At 63.3% G+C, this 21,539-nt stretch carries 18 protein-coding genes, 1 tRNA gene and 2 rRNA genes (1 of these 21 running past the window's edge); 10 read left to right on the forward strand and 11 right to left on the reverse strand.

What is annotated here, in order from left to right:
* The 3 genes from FJW04_RS06670 to FJW04_RS06680 all read left to right on the forward strand — a co-directional run.
* Positions 1 to 1,904: ribosomal RNA gene (locus tag FJW04_RS06670) — 23S ribosomal RNA — on the forward strand; it begins 928 nt to the left of the window's first position.
* Between the two features lie 273 nt (positions 1,905 to 2,177).
* Positions 2,178 to 2,292: ribosomal RNA gene (gene rrf / locus FJW04_RS06675) — 5S ribosomal RNA — on the forward strand.
* A gap of 250 nt (positions 2,293 to 2,542) precedes the next feature.
* A tRNA-Met gene (locus FJW04_RS06680) sits at positions 2,543 to 2,619 on the forward strand.
* Between the two features lie 134 nt (positions 2,620 to 2,753).
* Here FJW04_RS06680 and FJW04_RS06685 read toward each other — a convergent pair.
* Positions 2,754 to 3,671 carry a LysR family transcriptional regulator gene (locus FJW04_RS06685; RefSeq protein ID WP_140713119.1) on the reverse strand — a complete coding sequence of 306 codons (918 nt, stop codon included), beginning with the start codon at positions 3,669 to 3,671 and terminating at the stop codon, positions 2,754 to 2,756.
* A gap of 140 nt (positions 3,672 to 3,811) precedes the next feature.
* On the opposite strand from FJW04_RS06685, the gene FJW04_RS06690 reads away from it, so the two are divergent.
* Together FJW04_RS06690 and FJW04_RS06695 are read left to right on the forward strand one after the other, a co-directional pair.
* Positions 3,812 to 4,450 (forward strand): DsbA family protein, encoded by a 639-nt coding sequence (locus FJW04_RS06690; protein WP_140713121.1) that lies wholly within the window; start codon positions 3,812 to 3,814, stop codon positions 4,448 to 4,450.
* Between the two features lie 36 nt (positions 4,451 to 4,486).
* Positions 4,487 to 5,098, forward strand: a complete 612-nt coding sequence (locus FJW04_RS06695; RefSeq protein ID WP_140713123.1) for an NAD(P)-dependent oxidoreductase — start codon at positions 4,487 to 4,489, stop codon at positions 5,096 to 5,098.
* Here the strand turns inward: FJW04_RS06695 and FJW04_RS06700 are convergent.
* Both FJW04_RS06700 and FJW04_RS06705 read right to left on the reverse strand, forming a co-directional pair.
* A complete protein-coding gene (locus FJW04_RS06700; RefSeq protein WP_140713125.1) occupies positions 5,082 to 6,554 on the reverse strand; it encodes an ROK family protein in 1,473 nt (490 codons plus the stop codon). The genes FJW04_RS06695 and FJW04_RS06700 overlap by 17 nt on opposite strands.
* 35 nt (positions 6,555 to 6,589) lie before the next feature.
* Entirely contained in the window at positions 6,590 to 7,498 is a 909-nt protein-coding gene (locus tag FJW04_RS06705; protein WP_140713127.1) for a tagatose-bisphosphate aldolase, read from the reverse strand.
* Between the two features lie 283 nt (positions 7,499 to 7,781).
* Here FJW04_RS06705 and FJW04_RS06710 point away from each other — a divergent pair, with 283 nt between their 5' ends.
* From FJW04_RS06710 to FJW04_RS06725, 4 genes are all read left to right on the forward strand, one after another.
* On the forward strand, positions 7,782 to 8,687 hold the full coding sequence (locus FJW04_RS06710; protein ID WP_140713129.1) for a sugar-binding transcriptional regulator: 906 nt from the start codon (positions 7,782 to 7,784) through the stop codon (positions 8,685 to 8,687).
* A gap of 425 nt (positions 8,688 to 9,112) precedes the next feature.
* Complete coding sequence (locus FJW04_RS06715) at positions 9,113 to 10,090, forward strand: ABC transporter substrate-binding protein (protein WP_140713131.1); 978 nt, start codon at positions 9,113 to 9,115, stop codon at positions 10,088 to 10,090.
* A 98-nt stretch (positions 10,091 to 10,188) separates the two neighbouring features.
* Complete coding sequence (locus FJW04_RS06720) at positions 10,189 to 11,250, forward strand: ribose ABC transporter (RefSeq protein ID WP_140713133.1); 1,062 nt, start codon at positions 10,189 to 10,191, stop codon at positions 11,248 to 11,250.
* On the forward strand, positions 11,243 to 11,998 hold the full coding sequence (locus FJW04_RS06725) for an ATP-binding cassette domain-containing protein (RefSeq protein WP_015315620.1): 756 nt from the start codon (positions 11,243 to 11,245) through the stop codon (positions 11,996 to 11,998). The genes FJW04_RS06720 and FJW04_RS06725 overlap by 8 nt, the downstream gene beginning before the upstream one ends.
* Positions 11,999 to 12,034: 36 nt before the next feature.
* Here FJW04_RS06725 and FJW04_RS06730 read toward each other — a convergent pair whose 3' ends face one another.
* From FJW04_RS06730 to FJW04_RS06750, 5 genes are all read right to left on the reverse strand, one after another.
* The gene (locus tag FJW04_RS06730; protein WP_140713135.1) at positions 12,035 to 12,811 is read right to left on the reverse strand and encodes an ATP-binding cassette domain-containing protein; all 777 of its coding nucleotides are present in this window, start codon (positions 12,809 to 12,811) and stop codon (positions 12,035 to 12,037) included.
* Positions 12,808 to 13,689, reverse strand: coding sequence for an ABC transporter ATP-binding protein (locus FJW04_RS06735; RefSeq protein WP_181172893.1), 882 nt, complete (start codon positions 13,687 to 13,689; stop codon positions 12,808 to 12,810). The genes FJW04_RS06730 and FJW04_RS06735 overlap by 4 nt, the downstream gene beginning before the upstream one ends.
* Positions 13,686 to 14,516, reverse strand: a complete 831-nt coding sequence (locus FJW04_RS06740) for an ABC transporter permease (protein WP_140713138.1) — start codon at positions 14,514 to 14,516, stop codon at positions 13,686 to 13,688. Before FJW04_RS06740 ends, FJW04_RS06735 begins: the two co-directional genes overlap by 4 nt.
* Positions 14,513 to 15,499: an ABC transporter permease gene (locus FJW04_RS06745; protein ID WP_140713140.1), complete on the reverse strand. Its 987-nt coding sequence runs from the start codon at positions 15,497 to 15,499 to the stop codon at positions 14,513 to 14,515. Before FJW04_RS06745 ends, FJW04_RS06740 begins: the two co-directional genes overlap by 4 nt.
* 144 nt (positions 15,500 to 15,643) lie before the next feature.
* Positions 15,644 to 17,254 carry an ABC transporter substrate-binding protein gene (locus tag FJW04_RS06750; RefSeq protein ID WP_140713142.1) on the reverse strand — a complete coding sequence of 537 codons (1,611 nt, stop codon included), beginning with the start codon at positions 17,252 to 17,254 and terminating at the stop codon, positions 15,644 to 15,646.
* Positions 17,255 to 17,620: 366 nt separating this feature from the next.
* On the opposite strand from FJW04_RS06750, the gene FJW04_RS06755 reads away from it, so the two are divergent.
* Positions 17,621 to 18,811 (forward strand): Xaa-Pro peptidase family protein, encoded by a 1,191-nt coding sequence (locus FJW04_RS06755; protein WP_140618981.1) that lies wholly within the window; start codon positions 17,621 to 17,623, stop codon positions 18,809 to 18,811.
* A gap of 110 nt (positions 18,812 to 18,921) precedes the next feature.
* Here the strand turns inward: FJW04_RS06755 and FJW04_RS06760 are convergent, their stop codons facing one another.
* From FJW04_RS06760 to FJW04_RS06770, 3 genes are read right to left on the reverse strand one after another with little or no spacing between them, the layout of a single operon-like run.
* Positions 18,922 to 19,338 carry a cupin domain-containing protein gene (locus FJW04_RS06760; RefSeq protein WP_140713144.1) on the reverse strand — a complete coding sequence of 139 codons (417 nt, stop codon included), beginning with the start codon at positions 19,336 to 19,338 and terminating at the stop codon, positions 18,922 to 18,924.
* A gap of 5 nt (positions 19,339 to 19,343) precedes the next feature.
* Positions 19,344 to 20,201: a phosphoenolpyruvate hydrolase family protein gene (locus FJW04_RS06765; protein WP_140713146.1), complete on the reverse strand. Its 858-nt coding sequence runs from the start codon at positions 20,199 to 20,201 to the stop codon at positions 19,344 to 19,346.
* Between the two features lie 9 nt (positions 20,202 to 20,210).
* Positions 20,211 to 21,407 (reverse strand): Tm-1-like ATP-binding domain-containing protein, encoded by a 1,197-nt coding sequence (locus tag FJW04_RS06770; RefSeq protein WP_140713148.1) that lies wholly within the window; start codon positions 21,405 to 21,407, stop codon positions 20,211 to 20,213.
* Positions 21,408 to 21,539 lie beyond the last annotated feature (132 nt).

The raw sequence follows: 21,539 nt of genomic DNA on the forward strand, positions 1-21,539 counted from the left end.
GTAGAGCACTGGATGGGCTAGGGGTCCTCACCGGATTACCAAACCTAACCAAACTCCGAATACCTGGGAGTACTAGTCGGCAGACACACGGCGGGTGCTAACGTCCGTCGTGAAAAGGGAAACAACCCTGACCTACAGCTAAGGTCCCCAAGTTATGGCTAAGTGGGAAAGGATGTGAGGATCCCAAAACAACCAGGATGTTGGCTTAGAAGCAGCCATCATTTAAAGAAAGCGTAACAGCTCACTGGTCTAAATAAGGGTCTTTGCGCCGAAAATGTAACGGGGCTAAAGCCATACACCGAAGCTTAGGGTTTGGTCCGCAAGGGCCAAGCGGTAGCGGAGCGTTCTGTAAGCTGACGAAGCCATACCCGTGAGGGGTGGTGGAGGTATCAGAAGTGCGAATGCTGACATGAGTAACGTAAGGGGAGTGAGAGACTCCCCCGCCGAAAGACCAAGGGTTCCTGCTTAAAGCTAATCTGAGCAGGGTTAGCCGGCCCCTAAGACGAGGCGGAAACGCGTAGTCGATGGGAACCACGTTAATATTCGTGGGCTTGGAGGTAGTGACGGATCATTGAGGTAGTCCAATCTTATCGGATTGAACGGGCTGCTGCGTGGTTCCAGGAAATAGCTCCTCCTTATAAACCGTACCCGAAACCGACACTGGTGGTCTGGTAGAGTATACCAAGGCGCTTGAGAGAACTATGCTGAAGGAACTCGGCAAATTGCACGCGTAACTTCGGAAGAAGCGTGACCCTTTTCCACGCAAGTGGAGGAGGGTGGCACAGACCAGGGGGTAGCGACTGTTTATCAAAAACACAGGGCTCTGCGAAGTCGCAAGACGACGTATAGGGTCTGACGCCTGCCCGGTGCTGGAAGGTTAAGAGGAGGGGTGCAAGCTCTGAATCGAAGCCCCAGTAAACGGCGGCCGTAACTATAACGGTCCTAAGGTAGCGAAATTCCTTGTCGGGTAAGTTCCGACCTGCACGAATGGCGTAACGACTTCCCCGCTGTCTCCAGCATAGACTCAGTGAAATTGAATTCCCCGTGAAGATGCGGGGTTCCTGCGGTTAGACGGAAAGACCCCGTGCACCTTTACTATAGCTTTACATTGGCATTCGTAGTGGCATGTGTAGGATAGGTGGTAGGCTTTGAAACCTGGGCGCCAGCTCAGGTGGAGCCACCCTTGAAATACCACCCTTATCACTATGGATGTCTAACCGCGGCCCGTTATCCGGGTCCGGGACAATGTATGGTGGGTAGTTTGACTGGGGCGGTCGCCTCCTAAAGAGTAACGGAGGCGCGCGATGGTGGGCTCAGAACGGTCGGAAATCGTTCGCTGAGTGCAATGGCATAAGCCTGCCTGACTGCGAGACTGACAAGTCGAGCAGAGACGAAAGTCGGTCATAGTGATCCGGTGGTCCCGCGTGGAAGGGCCATCGCTCAACGGATAAAAGGTACGCCGGGGATAACAGGCTGATGACCCCCAAGAGTCCATATCGACGGGGTTGTTTGGCACCTCGATGTCGACTCATCGCATCCTGGGGCTGGAGCAGGTCCCAAGGGTATGGCTGTTCGCCATTTAAAGCGGTACGTGAGTTGGGTTCAGAACGTCGTGAGACAGTTCGGTCCCTATCTGCCGTGGGTGTAGGAATATTGAAAGGATCTGTCCCTAGTACGAGAGGACCGGGATGGACGGATCTCTGGTGGACCTGTTGTGGCGCCAGCCGCATAGCAGGGTAGCTATATCCGGACGGGATAACCGCTGAAGGCATCTAAGCGGGAAACCCACCTTAAAACGAGTATTCCCTGAGAACCGTGGAAGACGACCACGTTGATAGGCCGGGTGTGGAAGAGCGGCAACGCTTGAAGCTTACCGGTACTAATAGTTCGATCGGCTTGATCGTTCTCATTCCTAATACCCATTTGATGAAGTCAAATGGTCTGACCAGCGCTCACGCATGAGCGGCCCTTACGGGCCTATGCTCCGCGAGGGCGCCGGACGACCGGCGACGCGCAGTCGCGCTTGCGGGCTTTGCCCGGAAGCAACCTGCAAAGCATCGCCTTGGCGCGGAAAGACGGGCAACGGCACGACCGGATGGCGAGCAGGTATCCCCTACTCACCATTCCCTACTGCTTAATCCCTAACCCAGCTTCTCGAATAACGTGCGTTTTGCCGACCTGGTGGTTATGGCGGAGCGGCTGCACCCGATCCCATTCCGAACTCGGCCGTGAAACGCTCCAGCGCTGATGGTACTTCGTCTCAAGACGCGGGAGAGTAGGTCGCTGCCAGGTCTGCAAAACGCACGTTCAAACTCTCATCCAATCGGATGACCGTGAAATCTTCTCTGCACGTCGTTCGATGCATGTCGTTGCCCCAAACCGCTAACTCTTTTGGGCAACATGCATAAAGGCCCGCCAAGGGATCCCGGGCCGCTCTAAGCGGCCCTTTCATTTGGTGGAGACAAAAAGCAAGCAAACGCTTGCCAAGATCGGCAAGAAAACGCTTGCCTAGATTTGCAAGCAAACGCTTGCCTAGAGGTGGCGCGGGGTGGAGCAGCCCGGTAGCTCGTCAGGCTCATAACCTGAAGGTCACAGGTTCAAATCCTGTCCCCGCAACCAAACAAAACGGCCCGCCTGGCTCTATGCCGGCGGGCCGTTCGCGTTCCGATCTCATAATGCTGCGGATGTCTTGTTTTGGGGTGCGGCAGAACCGCTTTATGTAAGCCATTACCGACCTTCTGCCGCGGTTGCATTCACGCCACGGCACTGCCGCGCGATCGCTTTCTCTCGGTGGCGGCGAGCAGGTCCACGAACGCGCGCACCTTGGCGGGCCTGAACCTTGCCGGCGGAAAGACGGCGTGGATGCCGCCGGTGGGCAAGGCCCAGTCGGCAAAGACCGGCACCAGCCGCCCCGCGGCGATGTCGTCGCTGATGCTGTAGTCGGGAAACACACCCAGCCCTATGCCGGCAAGCACGCAGGCATGGGCAGCTGGGCTCTTGTCGCATGTGATGACCGGGTTGAGTTCAGTCAGCACCTTGTCGCCATCCCTGGAAAACAGCCATTGGCCGACGCCGCGAAGCTGGGCGTTTCCGACCCAGGCCAACGACCGCGCCTGCCGCGGGCTCACGTCCTGCGGCAGGCTTGCGGCGAACGCAGGGCTTGCCACCACGATCTGCCGGATCGTGCCCAAGCGCCGCGCCTGGTTGGAGGAATCAGCAAGCCAGCCGACGCGGATGCCGAGGTCGATCTGCTCGTCGACCAGATTGCTTACCGCGTCGTCGAAGATCACCTCGACGCGCATATGCGGATAAGTTCTCAGATAGGCGGCGATGACCGGTGCAACCACCTTCGTGCCGTAGTCGAGCGGCGCCGTCAGTCTCAACATTCCAGCCGGTTCGACGGCCGCGCGCGAAATCTCGCCATAGGCGGCCTCCGCTTCCCGCAGGATTATCATCGCACGATCATAGAAGAGGCGTCCCTCTTCGGTCGGCGCGACACGCCGTGTCGTTCGTCGCATGAGTGTCGCGCCCAACTCCTCCTCGAGCTTGCCGATCTGATGGCTGACCACGGCTTTGGCGACGCCAAGCCGGTCGGCCGCCGATGTGAAGGAGCCGGTCTCCATCACGGTGGTGAAGTAGACTAGTCGATTGAGGTTCAGCAGGTCAGCCACGGCGATCGCTTTGTATGAACTGGTCAGACAATCTATATTATTGGATGGTGTTTATCGCAAGATCGTTGTCTGCCACATAGGAGCAACAGATTTTGGCAATCCAGACCGCTGCACGCCGCGCCAAGGGATATCAGGCAATCATGAGCAATTCGGATGTGATTTATCTTTTCGATCCGCTCTGCGGCTGGTGCTACGGCGCCGCCCCGATGCTGGACAAATTGGCTGCCAGCGGCGTGCGCGTCGAATTGCTGCCGACTGGTCTGTTTTCGGGAGCGGGCGCGAGGCCGATGGATGAAGGTTTTGCCGCTCACGCCTGGGCGAACGACCAGCGTATCGAGCGTCTGACCGGACAAGCGTTCACGCAGCCCTATCAGCACAATGTCCTCGGCATCCGTGGCACCTTGCTGGACTCGCATGCCGCGACCCTCGCCATCAGCGCCGCCGGCCTGGAAGACCCGAGCCGCCGGTTGACCGCGCTCAAGGCAATCCAACGTGCGCGCTATGTCGACGGTCGCGATATCGTAACTGTGGAAGGCGTGGCTGCCGTGCTCGCCGGCGCTGGCATGATGGATGCCGCCGCGATCCTGAAGAGCCCGACCGAAACCTTGCTGACGGCGCACCTCGACCTGGTCAATCGGGGCAGCGCGCTGTTCCAGCGCTTGCATGCCAAGGGCGTGCCTTCGCTAGCGGCCATCCGCAACGAAGCGCCTCGGCTCATCGGTTCGAACGCGCTGTTCGGCAGCTTTGACAATCTTGTCGCCCATATAGCGGCGGCGTGATCCTCAACCGACCTCCAACAAGGACTGGAAAAGAACATGGCAAACGTCGCTCTCATCGGTGCATCCGGCGCTGTCGGCTCGCGCATACTCAAGGAACTCTCCGATCGTGGCCACACGGTCACCGGTATCGCCCGCAGCCCTGAAAAAATTGCCGCGCTGCCCGGCGTGACCCCCAGGAAGGGCGATGTCTTCGATAAGGAAGGCCTTGCCGAGTTGATCCGCGACCATGATGCGGTGATCAGCGCGGTGCATTTCGTGGATAGCGACCCCGACACGCTGATCGCCGCGGTGCGTGCCTCGGGCGTGAAGCGCTATCTCGTCTTGGGCGGCGCGGGCAGTCTCGAAGTCGCGCCCGGCAAGCGTCTGGTCGATACAGCCGAATTTCCTGCGATCTACAAGGCCGAGGCACAGAAGGGTGCCGACTTCCTGGACAAATTGAAGACAGTCAGCGACATCGACTGGACGTTCCTGTCGCCGTCCGCGATGTTCGTCTCAGGTGAGCGCACCGGCAAGTTCCGCGTCGGCAAGGACACGCTTCTCGCCTCGGATAAGGGTAGCAGCATCTCCTTCGAGGACTATGCCATCGCCATGGTCGACGAGATCGAGAAGCCGACGCATGTCAGGCAGCGCTTCACCGTCGGCTATTGATTGAAAGGACCGACGCGTCGCCGGCCAGGGTCGCGCGCAGCCATGCGGCGATGGCCTCGAAGTCGATCGGCTGCGTCGTATCGACGTCGAACAGCGGCCCGCGCCGCAGCGGTTCGGCGCGCTTGGCCAGCTCGATCAATTCGGGGATATAGGCAGCGCCGGGATGACCCGGGAGGCGCTGACCGAGCCGGGCGCCGTAGCGTTCGGCCAGAACTTCGCCCGGCGCGTGGCACCAGATTTCGACCGTGTGTTCGACGCCGGCGTTGCGCAGATGATCCTCGAGCACTTGCCGCGGCTGGAAGCCGAACCAGGCATCGACGATGAAGGTGCTGCCGGCCGGGGCGTCGCCTACGAGCGACCAGATTGCCTGGTAGCTGGCGCGGCCCAGCGTGCGGTTGAATTCGCGGTCGCCGCCGCCGAGCACTTCGAGGAACGGGTTCTTGACCGTATCGAGCGCGAGCAGCGGCCATCCCATGCGATCGGCAATGCCGCGTGACACCGTGCTCTTGCCGCTGGCCGGGATGCCGTTGACGAGCACGGCGCGTCTGGCGCGGCCGTGCTGAACGGAAAGCGATGTCGATGTCGGTGCCGAAAGCGCCTGGAGACCGGCGCCGATCACTCCGGCGTCGTCGCCGAGCCGCGCCGGCGCCACCGGGCATTGGTACCACGGCGCCAGCGCCGGCGCGTGGCCAAGCGCTCTGTGTGCCGCCCGGCCAAGACCGCCGCCAAGCAGGACGAGGTCGGGGTCGAACACGGCAACGGTGGTATCGATGGCCGCGCGCAGTGGCCTCGCCCAGGCTTCCAATATGCCTCGCGCCTGGATGTCGCCGGCGGCATCGCGGGCAAAGAGTTGGTCGACCGAAACCTCGGGACCAAGGCCAGCCCGCGCTATGTGACGGCCGAGCGCCGTACCCGAACTGGTGGTTTCGACACAGCCGCGCCGCCCGCAAGCGCAGAGTTCGCCGTTGTCGTCCACGGTGATGTGGCCCAGCTGCCCCGCCGTTGCCCGGCCGCGCATGATCCGTCGGTTTTGGACGACGGCGCCGCCAATGCCGGTGCCGATGGTGAACATGGCGATGTTGTCGTGGCCCTGGCCGGCGCCAAGCGCCATCTCGGCGGCCAGTGCCATGTTGCAGTCATTGTCGACGATGACAGGCTTGCCGGTCATGTTTTCCAGGCGCTGCGCGAGCGCGACCGAAGCGAGGTTGACATAGCCTCCCGACAGGACCGCGCCGCGCCGTACGTCGACGCGGCCGGGAACGCCGACGCCGATTGCCGCCACATCAGGCGTATCGAGAAGGCGCACCATGTCGCCGATGCGGCCAAGCACCAGCTCCGCGTCGGGCGCGCTCTTTTCGGAAAGGCGTTCGAGGATTTCACCGGTGCCCGAGATGCGGGCGGCACGCAAATTGGTGCCGCCGATATCGATCCCTATGGCCATCGACTTTTGTGGCATGACGTCCTGCACGTGCCGGCGCTCAAACGTGGATATCAGGCGGCAGCCTTCCGCCGATAGTGCCCGATCACCGCCTGGATCTCTCGCAGCCGCGGCACCGCGATGGTCTTAAGCCTTTCGCGCTGAATGTCACGATCGAGCGAGATGCAGTCCTTCCACAGCGATCGGCCGGCGATGACGCCGGAGGCGCCATTTTGCATGGCGACCTCGACCTGGCCAAGGAAAGTGGTGTGGTTGACGCCGGCCGAAAGCACGGCCCACGGCACTTCGCCGGCCATTTCAGTGATGTTGGCGCAGGCTTCCGGCGTTCCGGGATAGGGAAGCTTCAGCACCTTCGCGCCGCATTCCAGCGAAATCCTCGTACCCTCCTCGACCAGCCAGGGCGTCTTGGCCGCATAGTCCTCTGGGCTTTCCCCTTCAAGCTGATAGGTCAGGAATTCGACGACGAGCAGCAGGTCCTCTTTGCCGAAGTCGGCGATGCATTGGCGCAGGATGGCGATGTTGTGTTCGTTGGCTTCAGGCTTGTCGGCCCTGAGATACACCATGATCTTGCCGCCCGTGCCGCCGAGTTCGCGCACGCGCCGCGCATCGATGCCGGGGACCAGCCGCGACAGGCGATAGCCCTCCGGCGAAACGTCGAAACCGGACGCGTCGAGGCCGATGAGGAGTGCGGTATCCCGGTTCAGTACGCCGTCGTCGACAACCCTCGGCACCGCGCAGAGTGGGTCGAGCAGCACGCAGGACGCCGCACTTGCGAGATAGCGCGTGATGTCGGCCTTGGTGTCGCCGAGCATGTCGTTGGTGATCCTGGCCTGGTCCTCGGGGGCCGACGCCAACAAGGTGCGCATGCCGCCGCGCTGGTCGCAAGCGATGGCCACCATGGCTCCGTCCTTGCCGCATATCTGCTGGTAGCCGCGCAGTTCCGCGGTGGTCATCCTGGTCATGGTTTTCTTCTGTCCGATGTTGGCGCGCCGAGGCGCTGATCCCGTGGAAACAAAAACAAATGGTCAGTTTGCCCGCCTGCCGGCAGGAAGAGTTTGCCGCCTGATGCATCGCCGGCTGCTGGGATAAGCAGCCCAGCCGGCGTTTGGCCTGGTATCGCCTCAAGTTGCGAGTTCATCGGATTTGCGCGATAACTCGCATCGGCGTATACGTGTGTAACACGTTGCTGAAAGGAATTGCAAGCTGTCTGTTCCCTCCGCCCAGGACGCGACCGCATCGCGCACGATGCTGCACACGGTTGCCAAGTTGCACTATGTGGAGGAGATGTCGCAGGTCGACATAGCGCGGCAGCTCGGTGTCTCCACCGCGACGATTTCGCGCCTGCTGCAGCGGGCGCGGGCCGAAGGCATCGTGCGCATCGAGGTGATCGACCTGGCGACGCCGGAGGATATTACCAGGCAACTTGTCGACGGATTGAAATTGCGGGACGCCGCCGTTGTCGAAACGCCGGCAGCGGGTGCGCTGACGGCGCTTTCCGCCCCGCTTGGCGCTTTGCTCAGGCAGGCGCAACTGGTGGCCGGCTCCGTGGTCGCCATCGGCTGGGGACGCGCCGTGCGCGAGGTCATTCGAGCCGGCCTGCCGCGCATGCCGGGCGTGCTGACTGTGGCCGCGACTGGCGGCATGCAGCAGCACGCGGCGCATTTCCAGGTCAATGAATTCGTGCGGCTCGCCGCCGAAGAGTTTGGCGGGACACCGCACTTTATCCATGCGCCCTATCTGCCGTCCAGCGAACTGCGTGACACCTTCCTCGGAGACGCCACCATCCGCGATGCCGTCGCGCTGTGGGACAGGACCGACGTCGCCATCGTCGGCATTGGCCTGCCGCACGCCATCAACCCACCCGAGGCGAGTGCCGCCACGCCGACCGAGCAGGCGCTGGTCCATGCGGCTGGCGACGTCCTTCGCCATTATTTCGATGCGGAAGGCGCCCTGATCGCCTGGGAAGGGGAGAGCCGGATGATCGCCATGTCGCCGGCGCAGCTTCGCGCCGTGCCCCTGGTGATCGGCGTCGCAGCCTCGCCGGAGAAGGCGACGGCAATCATCGGCGCCGTTCGTTCCGGGCTCATCAACACGCTGGTGACGGATACCAAGACGGCTCAGGCCATCCTCGCGGTTCTTGCAATGCGATAGCGGCAGATATGAGGACTGATGCGGCGCTGTCGGCGCGGAGAGAAGCCGCTGCGAAATCGATTGTGTCGCCGGGGAGTCGGGACGATAGTTCGCCCGGGGCTCGGAGGAGCAGTCAGATGGCGTCTGGATAGCCGGCGTTGCAGTCGCGGAAAAACCGAGTTGCAATTTATTTCTGCAAAGTGTTACAAATTGCCGACCCGTCGTGCAGGATGCCGGGCGCGATGGTTCCCTGACCTCGCGGAGGCGAGGAAAGTGAGCACGGGATTGTGCCGGTCGGCTCGGCCGGCTGATATTTGACTGGAGGGCGCTTGGGAGGAGCTGCCCGCGAAAGGCAAACAGGCGTTCCGGCATCCTGCCTCTGAGCGGATAACGGCCATTCCAATGTCACCGAAAACGGCAGAACTGCCAACAATGAGGAGGATGTCATGAAGAAGATCGTTGCCGCGCTCGCGGCGCTTGCCGTCAGCGCAACGGTGCTGATGGCGCCCGCGCAGGCGCAGGACAAAAAATACACCATTGCGCTCATTCCGGGCCTCACCACCGACGGCTTTTACATCACCATGCGCAAGGGTGCCCAAGCGGCCGCCGACGCGCTCGGCGTGAACCTGGTCTTCCAGGGCGCTCCGGACTTCAACCCGGTCACCCAGGTGCCGGTGCTCGACGCGGTCATCGCCAAGAAGCCGGATGCGATCCTGATCGCGCCGACCGACAAGGTCCAGCTGGTCGAGCCGCTGCGCAAGGCCAACGACGCCGGCATTCCGGTCATAACAGTCGATACTTTCATCGGCAGCGGCGTCTACCAGACGGGTGCTGGCGATGCCGATTTCCCGCTGGCCTACATTGCTTCTGACAATGTTCTGGGCGGCGAGATCGCCGCGCGTGCGCTTGCCACCGCCGTCGGCGACAAGGGCAAGGTCTATGTGTCGAACGTCAAGCCCGGCATCTCGACCACCGACCAGCGCGAAGAAGGCTTCAAGAAGGAAATGGCCAAGCATACGGACATCACCGTGCTGGAAACCCAATTCAATGACGACGACGCCAACAAGGCGGCCTCGCAGCTGCAGGCCGTCTTCGCGCGCAATCCCGATCTGGTCGGCGTGTTCGGCGCCAATCTGTTCTCCGCGCTGGGTGCGGCCAACGGCGTCAAGCAGGCCGGGCAGAGCGGCACCGTCAAGGTCGTCGCCTTCGATGCACCGACCAGCATCGTCGACAACATCAACACCGGCCTGGTGGACGTGGCGATCGCCCAGCATCCCGCCGAGATCGGCTACTTCGGCGTCGTCTCGGCCTATGCCCACCTGACCGGCCATTCAATCCCGGTCACGATCGGCACCGGCTTCACGATCATGGACAAGTCCAACATCGCCGACCCGAACATCTCGAAGTACCTCTACTCCGAGTAGGTCAAGACGAGCTTGGCTCCTCCCGGTCCGCCGGGGGGAGCTCGTGCCGGCTCCCAAAGGCGGGGCCTGTTTGAACGCAGCCGCGCCGCGGAGTATTCATGACCTCGACATCACCAGCCCAGTCGGCCGAGAAGCATGTCGCCCCCCAGGCCGATCATGGCGATCCGGCCAGGACCCTGATCGGACGCATCGCCGAAGGGCGCGCCTGGTTGTTCCTCGCCGGTCTGATCATCTGTTTCGAGGTATGGTCGAGGTTCGCCTTCGGCGCGACGTTCGTGCTCAACCCGTTCAACCTGCAATCCATCGCGATCTTTGCCATAGCGCCGCTGCTGCTTGCGACCGGACAGACCTTCGTCATCATTTCGGGCGGCATCGATCTGTCGCTGGGGTTCATCATGGGGCTTGCCGCCGTCGTTGCCGCGCATGCCACCAATATGGCGGGCGCCGCCATTCCCTTGCCGCTGGCCATGCTGGCGGGCATCCTCGCCGCGGTGATCGTCGCCGGCTTGCCCGGCATCATCAACGGCCTGCTCATCTCGCGCCTCAGGGTGCCGCCGTTCATCGGCACGCTCGGCATGTTCGGCGTCGCGCGCGGCGTTGCCTTCCTGCTTGCCGGCGGCACGACGGTGCCGGTTCAGAATTCCTGGTTCGCGCTGCTCGGTAATGGCAAGTTCTACGGCGTGCCCTATCTGGTCATGATCGCTGCCGTGTTCGTCATCGTGATGCATTATTTGCTCAGCCAGACACGGTTCGGCCAGCACAATTATGCCATCGGCGCCAATGTGCAGGCGGCGCGGCGCGCCGGCATCGACATCAGGGGCCACATATTGCGGCTCTATGTGCTGTCGGCGATGTGCGCCGGCCTTGGCGGGGCGCTCTACGCGGCGCGCTTCACGGCCGGTGCGGCACAAGCCGGCGAGCCGCTGCTGCTCGACAGCGTCGCGGCGGTCGTCATCGGCGGCGCCAGCCTGTTCGGTGGCTCCGGCACCATCCTGGGCACGGTCGCCGGCGCGCTGGTGATCGCGGTCATCCAGTACGGGCTGGTCTTCGTCAATGTCGAGCCGTTCTGGCAGTTCATCGCCGTTGGCGTCGTCATCATCATTTCCGTGCTCATAGACCAGGCGCAGCGCCGGTTCAGTGGAGGCCGCCAGGATGAATAGCACCGACCAGAACACCCCCTTGCTCGAGGTCCGCAACCTGTCCAAGCATTTCGGCGCCGTGCGCGCGCTCAACGATTTCTCCATGGCCGTGCGGCCGGGCGAAGTGGTGGCGCTGGCCGGCGACAATGGTGCCGGCAAGACGACGCTGATCAAGGCGATCTCGGGCGTGTTCCAGCCGACAGGCGGCGAAATCCTGCTCAGGGGCCAGCCGGTGGCATTCGCGACGCCGCAAGAGGCGCGCGAAAAAGGCATCGAGACGATCTACCAGGATCTGGCTCTCGCCGACAATCTGTCGATCGGCGCCAACATTTTCCTTGGCCGCGAACCGATGCGCAAGGCGTTCGGCTTCCTGCCGATGCTCGACCGCAAGGCCATGGCCGAGGCGGCCAGGGAGACGATGAAGCGGCTGGATTTCCACGTCAGCCGGATGAACGCCCCGGTCAGCAATTTCTCCGGCGGCCAACGCCAAGCCGTCGCCATCGGCCGCGCTGTCTACTGGGATGCGCAGATCCTCATCATGGACGAACCGACCGCGGCACTTGGCGTGCCGGAACAGCGCAAGGTGATCTCGCTCATCCACCAGCTCAAGGCGCAAGGACGCGGCGTGATCTTCATCTCGCACAATCTGCAGGATATCTTCGCGGTCTCGGACCGCATCGTCGTGCTGCGCCGCGGCGTCCAGGCCGGCGAGCGCAAGATTTCCGAGACCAACCATGACGAGGTCGTCAGGTTGATGGTTGGAGGGTAGGCCGTCCTGTCGGTGTGATCTTGTTCGAAGAGCGGATCATGGTCTGTTTCTGTTCAATCTAGGCGCGGCCGCCACCAGTGCCTTGCCGATGGCCGATCGCGGCGCGTCGATGACGGTTCGGGCATCGCCGCTCTCGGCAATACGCCCGGCATCGAGAAGGATGATGCGGTGGGCGACCGCCCGGACGACGCCAAGATCATGCGAAATGAAGAGATAGGCGATCCGTTCCTCGCGCTGCAGGTCCAGCAGGAGATCGAGGATCTGGCCGCGCACCGAGACGTCGAGCGCCGACACCGCTTCGTCAAGCACGATCAGCGACGGCTTGGTGGCGATGGCGCGGGCAATCGCCACACGCTGCCGCTGACCGCCGGAGATTTCATGGATTGCGCGGGGTGCGAGATCGGCCGCCAGGCCGACCCGCTCCAGCAAGGCGGCGATGCGACGCGGGCGCTCCGAGCGCGGGGCGACGCCATGAATGCGCAAGGGGTCATCGAGGACGCGCGCCACCGTGGCGCGCGGGTTGAAGGCGGCCAGCGGATCCTGGAACACCATTTGAAGGCGCGCGCGACGGGCTCGAAGTGCCGAGCCGCCCAGAGCCAGGAAATCACCGCCTTCGAATTCAATGCGTCCGCCATCCGGCTCGATCAGGCGCAGCACCAGCCGCGCGATGGTCGACTTGCCGCTGCCGGAAGGGCCTGCCAGCGCCAGCGTTTCGCCGGGCTCGATATGAAAGGAGACGTCGTTCACCGCAGCAAGGGTCTTGCCGCCGCGACTGTATCGTTTGGTGAGATTGGACACTGTCAGCAGGCTCATGCATTCAGCCTGCTTCGGTGCAGCAGCGGCTCGGCGTCGAGGTCGATATGGGCGTCGAGCAGCGCGCGGGTATAGGCTTGCGTCGGGGCTTCGACAATCTGCTCGGTCTTGCCAAACTCCACCAACTGACCGTGGCGGAACACGGCGATGCGTTCGGCAAGCTCGGCGGCGAGCGCAATGTCATGGCTGATGAACAGCAGCGTCATGCCGTCCTCGGCCACAAGCCGTCGAATCAAAGCGACGATCTCGGCCTGCACGATGGTGTCGAGCGCACTGGTCGCCTCGTCGGCGATCAGCAGTTTCGGCCCGGCGGCAATCGCGGCGGCAATCGCCACGCGCTGCTTCTGGCCGCCGGAAAGCTGATGCGGGAAGGCGTGCAGGGCGGAGTCGGGGTCAGGCAAGCGGACGCGTTCGAGAAGGGCTTTGGCTTTGGCATATGCTTGGGCCCATGTGAGGCCGAGATGCGTGCGCGCGACTTCGGCGATTTGTTTGCCGACTGCCATTACCGGATCGAGGCTTGCGGACGGATCCTGGAAGACGAAGCCGATGTCGCGGCCGCCAAGGGAGGCTTGATTGTGACGGTAGAGAGGTAGGCGATCCTTCCCACCCCCCTCTATCCTGCCGGAGGGGGGTGCCTTGGCCCCCAACGTTGGCGGTGATCGCATGAACCAGTCGATACTCCCCTCAATCCTGGCGCTCGCCGGCAACAATCCCGCGATCGCCAGCGCCAGCGTGCTCTTGCCCGAACCGCTTTCACCGATGATGGCCAGCCGTTCGCCTGGCTGGATATCGAGAATAATATTCTTCAGCGCGGCGACCTCGCTGCCATCACGGCGGTAGGTCACCGTCAGATCTCGGATCGACGCCAGTACCGTCACGACAGGCCCCTTCGCACGGCCGTCGTCTCGACGATGCCTTCGCCGGCGAGATAGACGCCGAGCACCGTCAGCACCAGCGCAATGCCCGGGACGATCGAGAGGAACGGCGCGGTGCGCAAGACAGCGCGACCTTCCGCGATCATGCCACCCCAGGTGACCCGGTTGGGGTCGCCAAGACCAAGGAAAGACAGGGCTGCTTCGGTGAGGATCGCGGCGGCGACGATCACCGACGACATCGCCAAGATCGGCGGCAAGGCATTGGGCAGCACCTCGCGAAAGGCGATTTCCAGGGGATGCATGCCAATGACACGGGCACTGGCGACATAGTCGCGTTCGCGAATGGAGAGGACTTCCGCGCGGGCGACCCGCGCCGGCCCCGTCCAGGTGCCGAACGCTATTGCTACGACGACGACGCCGAGCGAGGGCCCAACCACGCTGACGAAGGCCAGTGCCAGCAGGAAGCCCGGCACGGTCTGGAAAGCATCGGTGACGCGCATCAGCACCTCGTCGATCAGGCCGTCGGCGAAGCCGGCCAGCGTGCCGATCACCGCGCCGAAAGCGAGTGCCGCGGCCGCCGCCGCCAGACCGACGGCCAGCGAGGTACGGGCGCCATGAAACAGCTCGGCCAACACGTCCCGGCCGAGCCGGTCGGTGCCGAGCGGCAGCGACCAGTCCTGGAAAGGCGGCAGCAACGCCGCGCCAGCAATGGCTTGCGGGTCGCCGGGAAACAGCAGCGAGGCCGACAGCGCCATGGCAAAAAGCGCCGCCAGGATGATGGCACCGGCGGCCGCCTCGGGCGTGCGCAGAAAGCGGCGCAGACGGCTCATGCACCGGCCCCGCTGGCGCCGACGCGCGGGTCAAGGAACGCGTAGGCGATGTCGACGACAAGATTGATGACGATGACCAGGACGGCGCTGGTAAGAATGATGCCGAGCAGCAGCGGCGTGTCGCGCGCGGCGACCGCTTCCTGCGCCAGCCGACCAAGGCCGGGCACGGCAAAGACGCTCTCGATGACGACACTGCCGCCCAGCATCTGCGCCGACTGCAGGCCGAGCATGGTGACCAGCGGCAGCAATGCGTTGCGGGCGACATGAGCGAGCACGATGCGGCGGCGCGACAAGCCCCTGGCGCGGGCGGCCAGCACAAAATCCTGGCGCCAGGCCTCGGCCATGCCGGCGCGCATCATGCGCAGATAGAGCGCCAGATAGATGAAACCGAGCGCGCAAACCGGCAGCACCAGATGGGTGGCGATATCCGTGGCGCGGTCGAGACCGGTCTTGTCCGAGGCCAGCGTCTCGACGCCGCCGATCGGCAGCCAGCGCAGGTCGACGGCGAAGATCACGATCAGCACCAGGCCGAGCCAGAAGCCGGGCACCGCGTAGAGAGCCAGCGAGGCGGCGGAGAGAAAACGGTCGCGGAAGCTGCCTGGCCTGGCGCCGGCATAGATGCCGAGCGCCGAGCCGAGGCCGAAGGAGAGCGTAGTGGCGCTGACCATCAGGATGAGCGTGGTCGGCACGCGCTCGAGGATGACGTCCCGGATCGGCCGGGAAAAAGTGACGGACTGGCCGAGATCGAGATGCAGCAGTGCCCAGAGGTAGTTGGCGAGCCGCGTCAGCTCCGACTGGTCGAGACCCCAGCGGTGGCGCAGCAGCTCGATCATGCCGGCGTCGCCGCCGGTCGAGACGATGTAGGCGTCGACCGCATCGCCGGGCGCTGCTTCGAGCAAAAGGAAAGTGCCGATGACGACGATCAAAAGCACGAAGATGCTGCCGACGAGGCGACGGCGCAGGAGGACGAGGGCGCGATTCATGCGGACCTCGAATGCGCGATAAGGGACATAACGAAATGTCGAGCCCAGGCGCGCCCCTCTGTCCTGCCGGACATCTCCCCCTCAAGGAGGGGGATTGGCTGCTGCCGACGGCTTTCCTCGCGAATTCTCATCCGCGTGAGTGTGTCACGATTCCAAATATGTGTCCGCCCAGTTCGACACCGCCCAGCGCGGGTTGTTGGCGATGTTACCGACCTTGTCACTGGCGACGCTGATAAAACTCCATTCGGCGACGTTGATCAGCGGCAGGTCGGCCGCGACCTGTTTCTGGAACTCCTTGTAGAGGTCGGTGCGCGCCGTGGTGTCGAGCGTTTCGGAGGCCTTGGTGATCAGGGCGTCGAGCGCGTCATTCTTGTAGCCGCCCTGATTGGAAAACGGCACGCCATCGGGAATGCCGCTCTGCACCAGGATGGTGGTCGAGATCGCCGGGTCGCCGCGGAAAACCGGCGGACCGACCGCGAGGTCGAAGGCGTGGTCGGTATAGACCGCCTTGATGTGGGCGGCCGAGTCGTTGTTGACCAGCTGCGCGTCGATGCCTATTGCCGCGAGCGCCTGGCGCAGGTAGTCGCCGAACTGTTTCGTCTCATTGAAATAGGGGGCAGGCAAGAGCCTGAGCGAGAAGCGGTTGCCGTCGGCGCCTTTCTTATAACCAGCTTCGTCGAGCAGCGCGTTGGCCTTGGCGACGTCGAAGGCATAGATCGGCACGTCGGCGGTGTAGAATTGCGGATCGTTCTTCGGCACCGGGCCGGTGGCCGTGGCGGCGTAGCCGAGGAACACTGTCTTGACGACGAAGTCCTTGTCGATGGCGTGCGCGATGGCCTGGCGCACCTTGAGGTCGGCCAATTCCTTGCGGCGATGGTTGATCTCGACCACGAGCTGGTAGGTCAGACCCTCATAGCCCCTGGTGATGACCTTCAGGCCGGGAACCTTGGAGATGCGGTCGAGATCGGCCAGCGGCACGGCCGAGAAAGCCGCAAGTTGGATTTCCTCGGCCTCCAGCGCGGCGGCGGCCGAGGTACGGTCGGGCAGGACCTGATAGATGATCTCGTCAAGATAGGGCTCGTCCTTGCCCCAGTAGTCGGCGTTCTTCGTCAGCCGGTAGTACTGGCCGGCCTTATACTCGCCGAACTTGAACGGACCCGTACCGATCGGTGCGTTGTTGGCGGGGTTGTCCTCGATCTTGCCGACTTCGTAGATGTGCTTCGGCACCACGCTCGACAGCGCCGGCAAGGCGTTGCGGATCAGCTGGAACGGCGTCGGCTTGGCGAATTTGAACACGGCGGTCAGATCGTCTGGCGTGTCGACCGTGCTGAGGTCCTTGAACACGGTGCGGCCGAGATTCTGCAGCGGCTTCCATATCTGCAGCGCCGAGAAGGCGACGTCGGCCGAGGTGAACGGCTTGCCGTCATGCCATTTGACTCCTTCGCGCAGCTTGAAGGTCGCCGAGAGACCGTCGGCGGCACCTTCCCAGCTCACCGCCAGCCGAGGCGCGAGCCCGTCCTTGCCGTCGAAGGAGGCTTCGGCCAGCGTCTCGACGATCTTGCTGGAGATGAAGAAAACGCCGTTGGAGGCGACGATCGCCGGGTTGAGATTGCGCGGCTCGGAATCGGCGGCAAGCACGAGCCGTCCGCCCTTCTTTGGCGTCTGCGTCCAGCCCAGGGCCGGCATGGCGGTGGACGCCAGCAGCATTGCCGACCCGGTAAGCACGGTGCGTCTGGAAATGGTGAAACCTGACATGATCGAACTCCGTCCTCTCCTCCACCCGACCGGGCGCGGCCTCGAACGCCGGCGCGCGCATCGGCATCCTTGCGGCGGGGATTATGGGCCTTGCCGAGGGTTTCGCCAGAGACGGAATTGGCGCATCCCTGCTTGGCTTTGAAATTTCCGTCCGCTGGACCAGTTTAGCACAAGTCCAGTCAATTCGGTTGGCTGGTAGGACCAGATTTCCGGATATGTGAACAAATGACGCTTTGGTGACCGCCCTGGCGCTGTGTTCGTAAACATTCTGGCTGGACCAGAACGAGAAAAATGGTGCAGATTTGACCGCGAGCCAGTGGATCGGGTGCGAAACAGCGCCGATCCCGGCAATTCAGGGAGAGAGTGATGAACATTGCGCCGGGCAAGAGTGCCGTCAGCGATATCCCGTTCGAGCAGGCCAGGGTCGACCGGCTGATGGAGGAGGCCGGCATCGACGTGCTGCTCGCGACCTCCAAGCACAACACGCAGTATCTGCTGGGCGGCTACAAGTTCATCTTCTTCGCCGCCATGGATGCGATCGGCCACAGCCGCTATTTGCCGATCGTGGTCTACGAGAAGGGCGGTCCGGATCATGCTGCCTATATCGGCAATCGCATGGAAGGCGGCGAGCACCAGAACCACCCGTTCTGGACGCCGACGCTGCATGCCGCCTGCTGGGGCACCCTCGACGCCGCCAATCTTGCCGTCGAGCATGTCAGGAAGATCGGCAAGGGCGATGCCCGCATCGGTATCGAGCCCGGTTTCCTGCCGTCGGACGCCTATGCGCTGATCCGCAAGGCATTGCCCGACGCGAAGCTGATCGATGCGACCGACATGCTGGAACGCATGCGAGCCATCAAGACCGACGCGGAGTTGGAGAAGCTGCGCACGGCCTCCGAGCTGATCACCGATTCCATGCTAGCGACCATCGCCTGGGCGCGCGAGGGCACGACCAAGGCCGAGATGATCGAGCAGATCAGGCGCGAAGAGACCAATCGCGGTGCGCATTTCGAATATTGCCTGCTCACGCTGGGCTCCAGCCACAATCGCGCCACCTCCCCGCAAGCGTGGAAGAAGGGCGAGGTGCTGTCGATCGATTCCGGCGGCAATTATCACGGTTATATTGGCGATCTCTGCAGGATGGGCATTTTGGGCGAACCCGATGCCGAGCTCGAGGATCTGCTGGCCGAGGTCGAGACGGTGCAGCAGGCGGCCTTCTCGAAGGTGAAGGCGGGCACGCTTGGCGGTGACATGATTTCTCATGCGGAGAGTGTGCTGAAGACATCCAAGGTCGCGCCCTATACGGATTTCTTCGCCCACGGCATGGGCCTGATCACGCATGAGGCGCCGTTCCTGATGACCAACCATCCAGTGACTTATGAAGGCACCTATGCGGCCAAGCCGCTGGAGAAAAACATGGTGCTGTCGGTGGAGACCACCATGCTCCACCCGACGCGCGGCTTCATCAAGCTGGAGGATACGCTGGCGGTGACCGAGAGCGGGTACGTGATGTTTGGCGATCGGGGCCGGGGATGGAATAGGGGTGGGACAGCCTAATTTTGAAGGCCGGCGCTGCCCCTCATCCGCCCTTCGGGCACCTTCTCCCCGTAGAACGGGGAGAAAGGAGCAGCCTCAGAGGTGGCGCTGCCTCTAGCAGAATAGATTGATCAACTGCCCGCCGGGATTAGCCTGAAATCCGGCAGTTCGCGCAGGCCCAGTTCCGGCCCGGCCGGCGAATAGACGACGAACAACTGCATCGGCCCGTCGCCGGTGTTGAGCGTTGAATGAAACCGGCTCTCCGGCACGTAGATGGTGCAGCCGGGGCCGACTTTCTCGACTACCGGATTGCCCTTCTCGTCCTCGACCATCTGTTCGCCATGGCCCGAGATGACGAAGATGATCTCTTCCGCACCCGGATGGTTGTGGCGGGTGTGGCCCTTGCCTGAGGGCAGGTCGACGACGCCGCCGGAAAAACGGGTCGCGCCATTCACTTCTGGCGCCACCGTCAGCGCCAGCCTGCCCCAGTCGAAGCCGAAGGCGCTGACGTCCTTCGGGTAGACAAACACCTTGCTCCTGTCGGTCATCTCTCTCATCCCTTCTTGTTCTTTGCGCCGCCGCCGAGCGTCACCGCCTTGAAATCCACAGTCTGCCTGGCGATCGCGGCTTCCGCCGGCAGCCGTTCCATCGAACTCGCGCCATAAAAGCCGTGCAGGCCCTTGGCATGGGAGAGGATGTAGCGGGCGTCGTCGGGCATCGAGATCGGGCCGCCATGGCAAAGCAGGATGACATCGTTGCGCACCGAGCGCGCCGCCTCGGCAATGGCGTCGATGGCAATGACGCAGTCGTCGAGCGACTTGGCCGAGGTGGCGCCGATCGAGCCGCCGGTGGTCACGCCCATATGGGCGACGACGACATCGGCGCCCGCCTTGGTCATGGCGCGTGCTTCTTCGGGGTTGAAGACATAGGGCGTGGTCAGGAGGTCGAGCTTGTGTGCCTCGGCGATCATGTCCACCTCTAGGCCGAAGCCCATGCCGGTCTCTTCGAAACTCTGCCGCATCTGGCCGTCGAACAGGCCGATGGTGGGAAAGTTCTGAACGCCGGAAAAGCCCATCGTCTTCAGTTCCGCGAGCAGCAGCGGCATGATGACGAAGGGATCGGTGCCGTTGACGCCGGCCAGTACCGGCGTCTTCTTGACCACCGGCAGCACCTCATAGGCCATCTCCTTGACGATCTCGTTGGCGTTGCCATAGGCGAGCAGGCCGGCGGCCGAGCCGCGGCCAGCCATGCGGTAGCGGCCGGAATTGTAGATGATGATGAGGTCGATGCCGCCGGCCTCCTCGGCCTTGGCCGACAGGCCGGTGCCGGCGCCGCCACCGACGATCGGCACGCCTTTGTCGATCATCCCCCGGAACTTTTTCAGTATGTCCTTGCGCGGTATGGCTGGCATGTCTGGGTCTCACTGTCTGGCGATGTCGAGAAAGGCCGCGACCGCCGCCTTGGCAAAGTCCGGATCGTTGATGTGCAGCGGCAGGCGGGTGACGCGGCGCGTCGCACCCGGCCTGATGGTGCGCTCGACGGCTTCGAACAGAGCTGCGTCGGCTTCCGGATCGAAGAAGGCGCCGCCTTCGATGTCGAGCGCGGAAACGCCTTTTTCCGGGATCAGGAAATGCAGCGGGCCTTCGCAATGGGCGAGCCTTGTGCCGATCCATTCGCCGATCGCGCGGCATTCCCGCGCTGTCGTGCGCATCAGCGTGACGTTCGGATTGTGCTCGTAGAACAGCCGGCCACGATAATGCTCCGGAATGGTCGATGGCGCCCAGAAATTGACCATGTCGAGCGCGCCGACCGAGCCGACATAGGGCAGCTTGGTGCGGGCAATGGCACCGAAACGATCCTGCGTCGCCGGCAGCACGCCGCCGAACAGCAGGTCGCAGACCTCCGTCGTGGTGATGTCGATGACACCCGACAGCAGGCCGCTGTCGGCCAGCTTCTCCATGCTGCGGCCGCCGGTGCCGGTGGCATGGAAGACCATGCAATCATAAGTCGAGCGGAGGTGTTCGGCGATTGCCGTCACGCAAGGCGTGGTGACGCCGAACATGGTGAGGCCGATCGAGGCCTTGCCGTCCGCCGCAGGCGCCGGATTGACCGCCATGCCCGCTATCGCCTGGGCGGCGTTGTGCAGCACGACACGAGACAGCCGGTTGAGGCCGGCCATGTCGGTCACCGATGGCATCATGATGATGTCGGACACGTCCACATAGGGGGCGGTGTCGCCCGAGGCCAGCGTGGAGACCATGAGCTTGGGCAGACCGAGCGGCAGCGCGCGCATGCCCGCTGTGATGATCGAGGTGCCCCCGCCGCCGCCAATGCCGATGATGCCCGATATGTCGTCGCGGGACTGGACAAAGCGCGTGAAGGCCCCAGCCATTGCCGCAACCGATCTGCCGCGGTCGTCGATGCCGAGCACCGCACCGCGGCCATCGGGATGATGGGCGGCGACCTCTTCAGCCGAGACGTCGACCGGCACGGTCGCGCCTCGCGTGCCGACATCGACACGGCAGACGACGGCACCCGTCGCGGCGATCGCATCGGCCAGGAAGGCGAGTTCCTCGCCCTTGGTGTCGGCGGTGCCCACCACATGGATGCGCTTCATCCGCGCCTCCCTCTGCTGGTTGGTTCGAAGGTGGTGATGTTCAGCAGATGAAAGCTTTGTGCGCCGTAGAGCGTCAACGTGGCCACTCCAGGAAAAGGGCTGCCATTGCAAATTTTTGAGACGCGCGTATCG

Origin of the sequence: Mesorhizobium sp. B2-7-3 (genome assembly GCF_006440715.1) — a bacterium.
In the GTDB taxonomy this organism is placed as follows: domain Bacteria; phylum Pseudomonadota; class Alphaproteobacteria; order Rhizobiales; family Rhizobiaceae; genus Mesorhizobium; species Mesorhizobium australicum.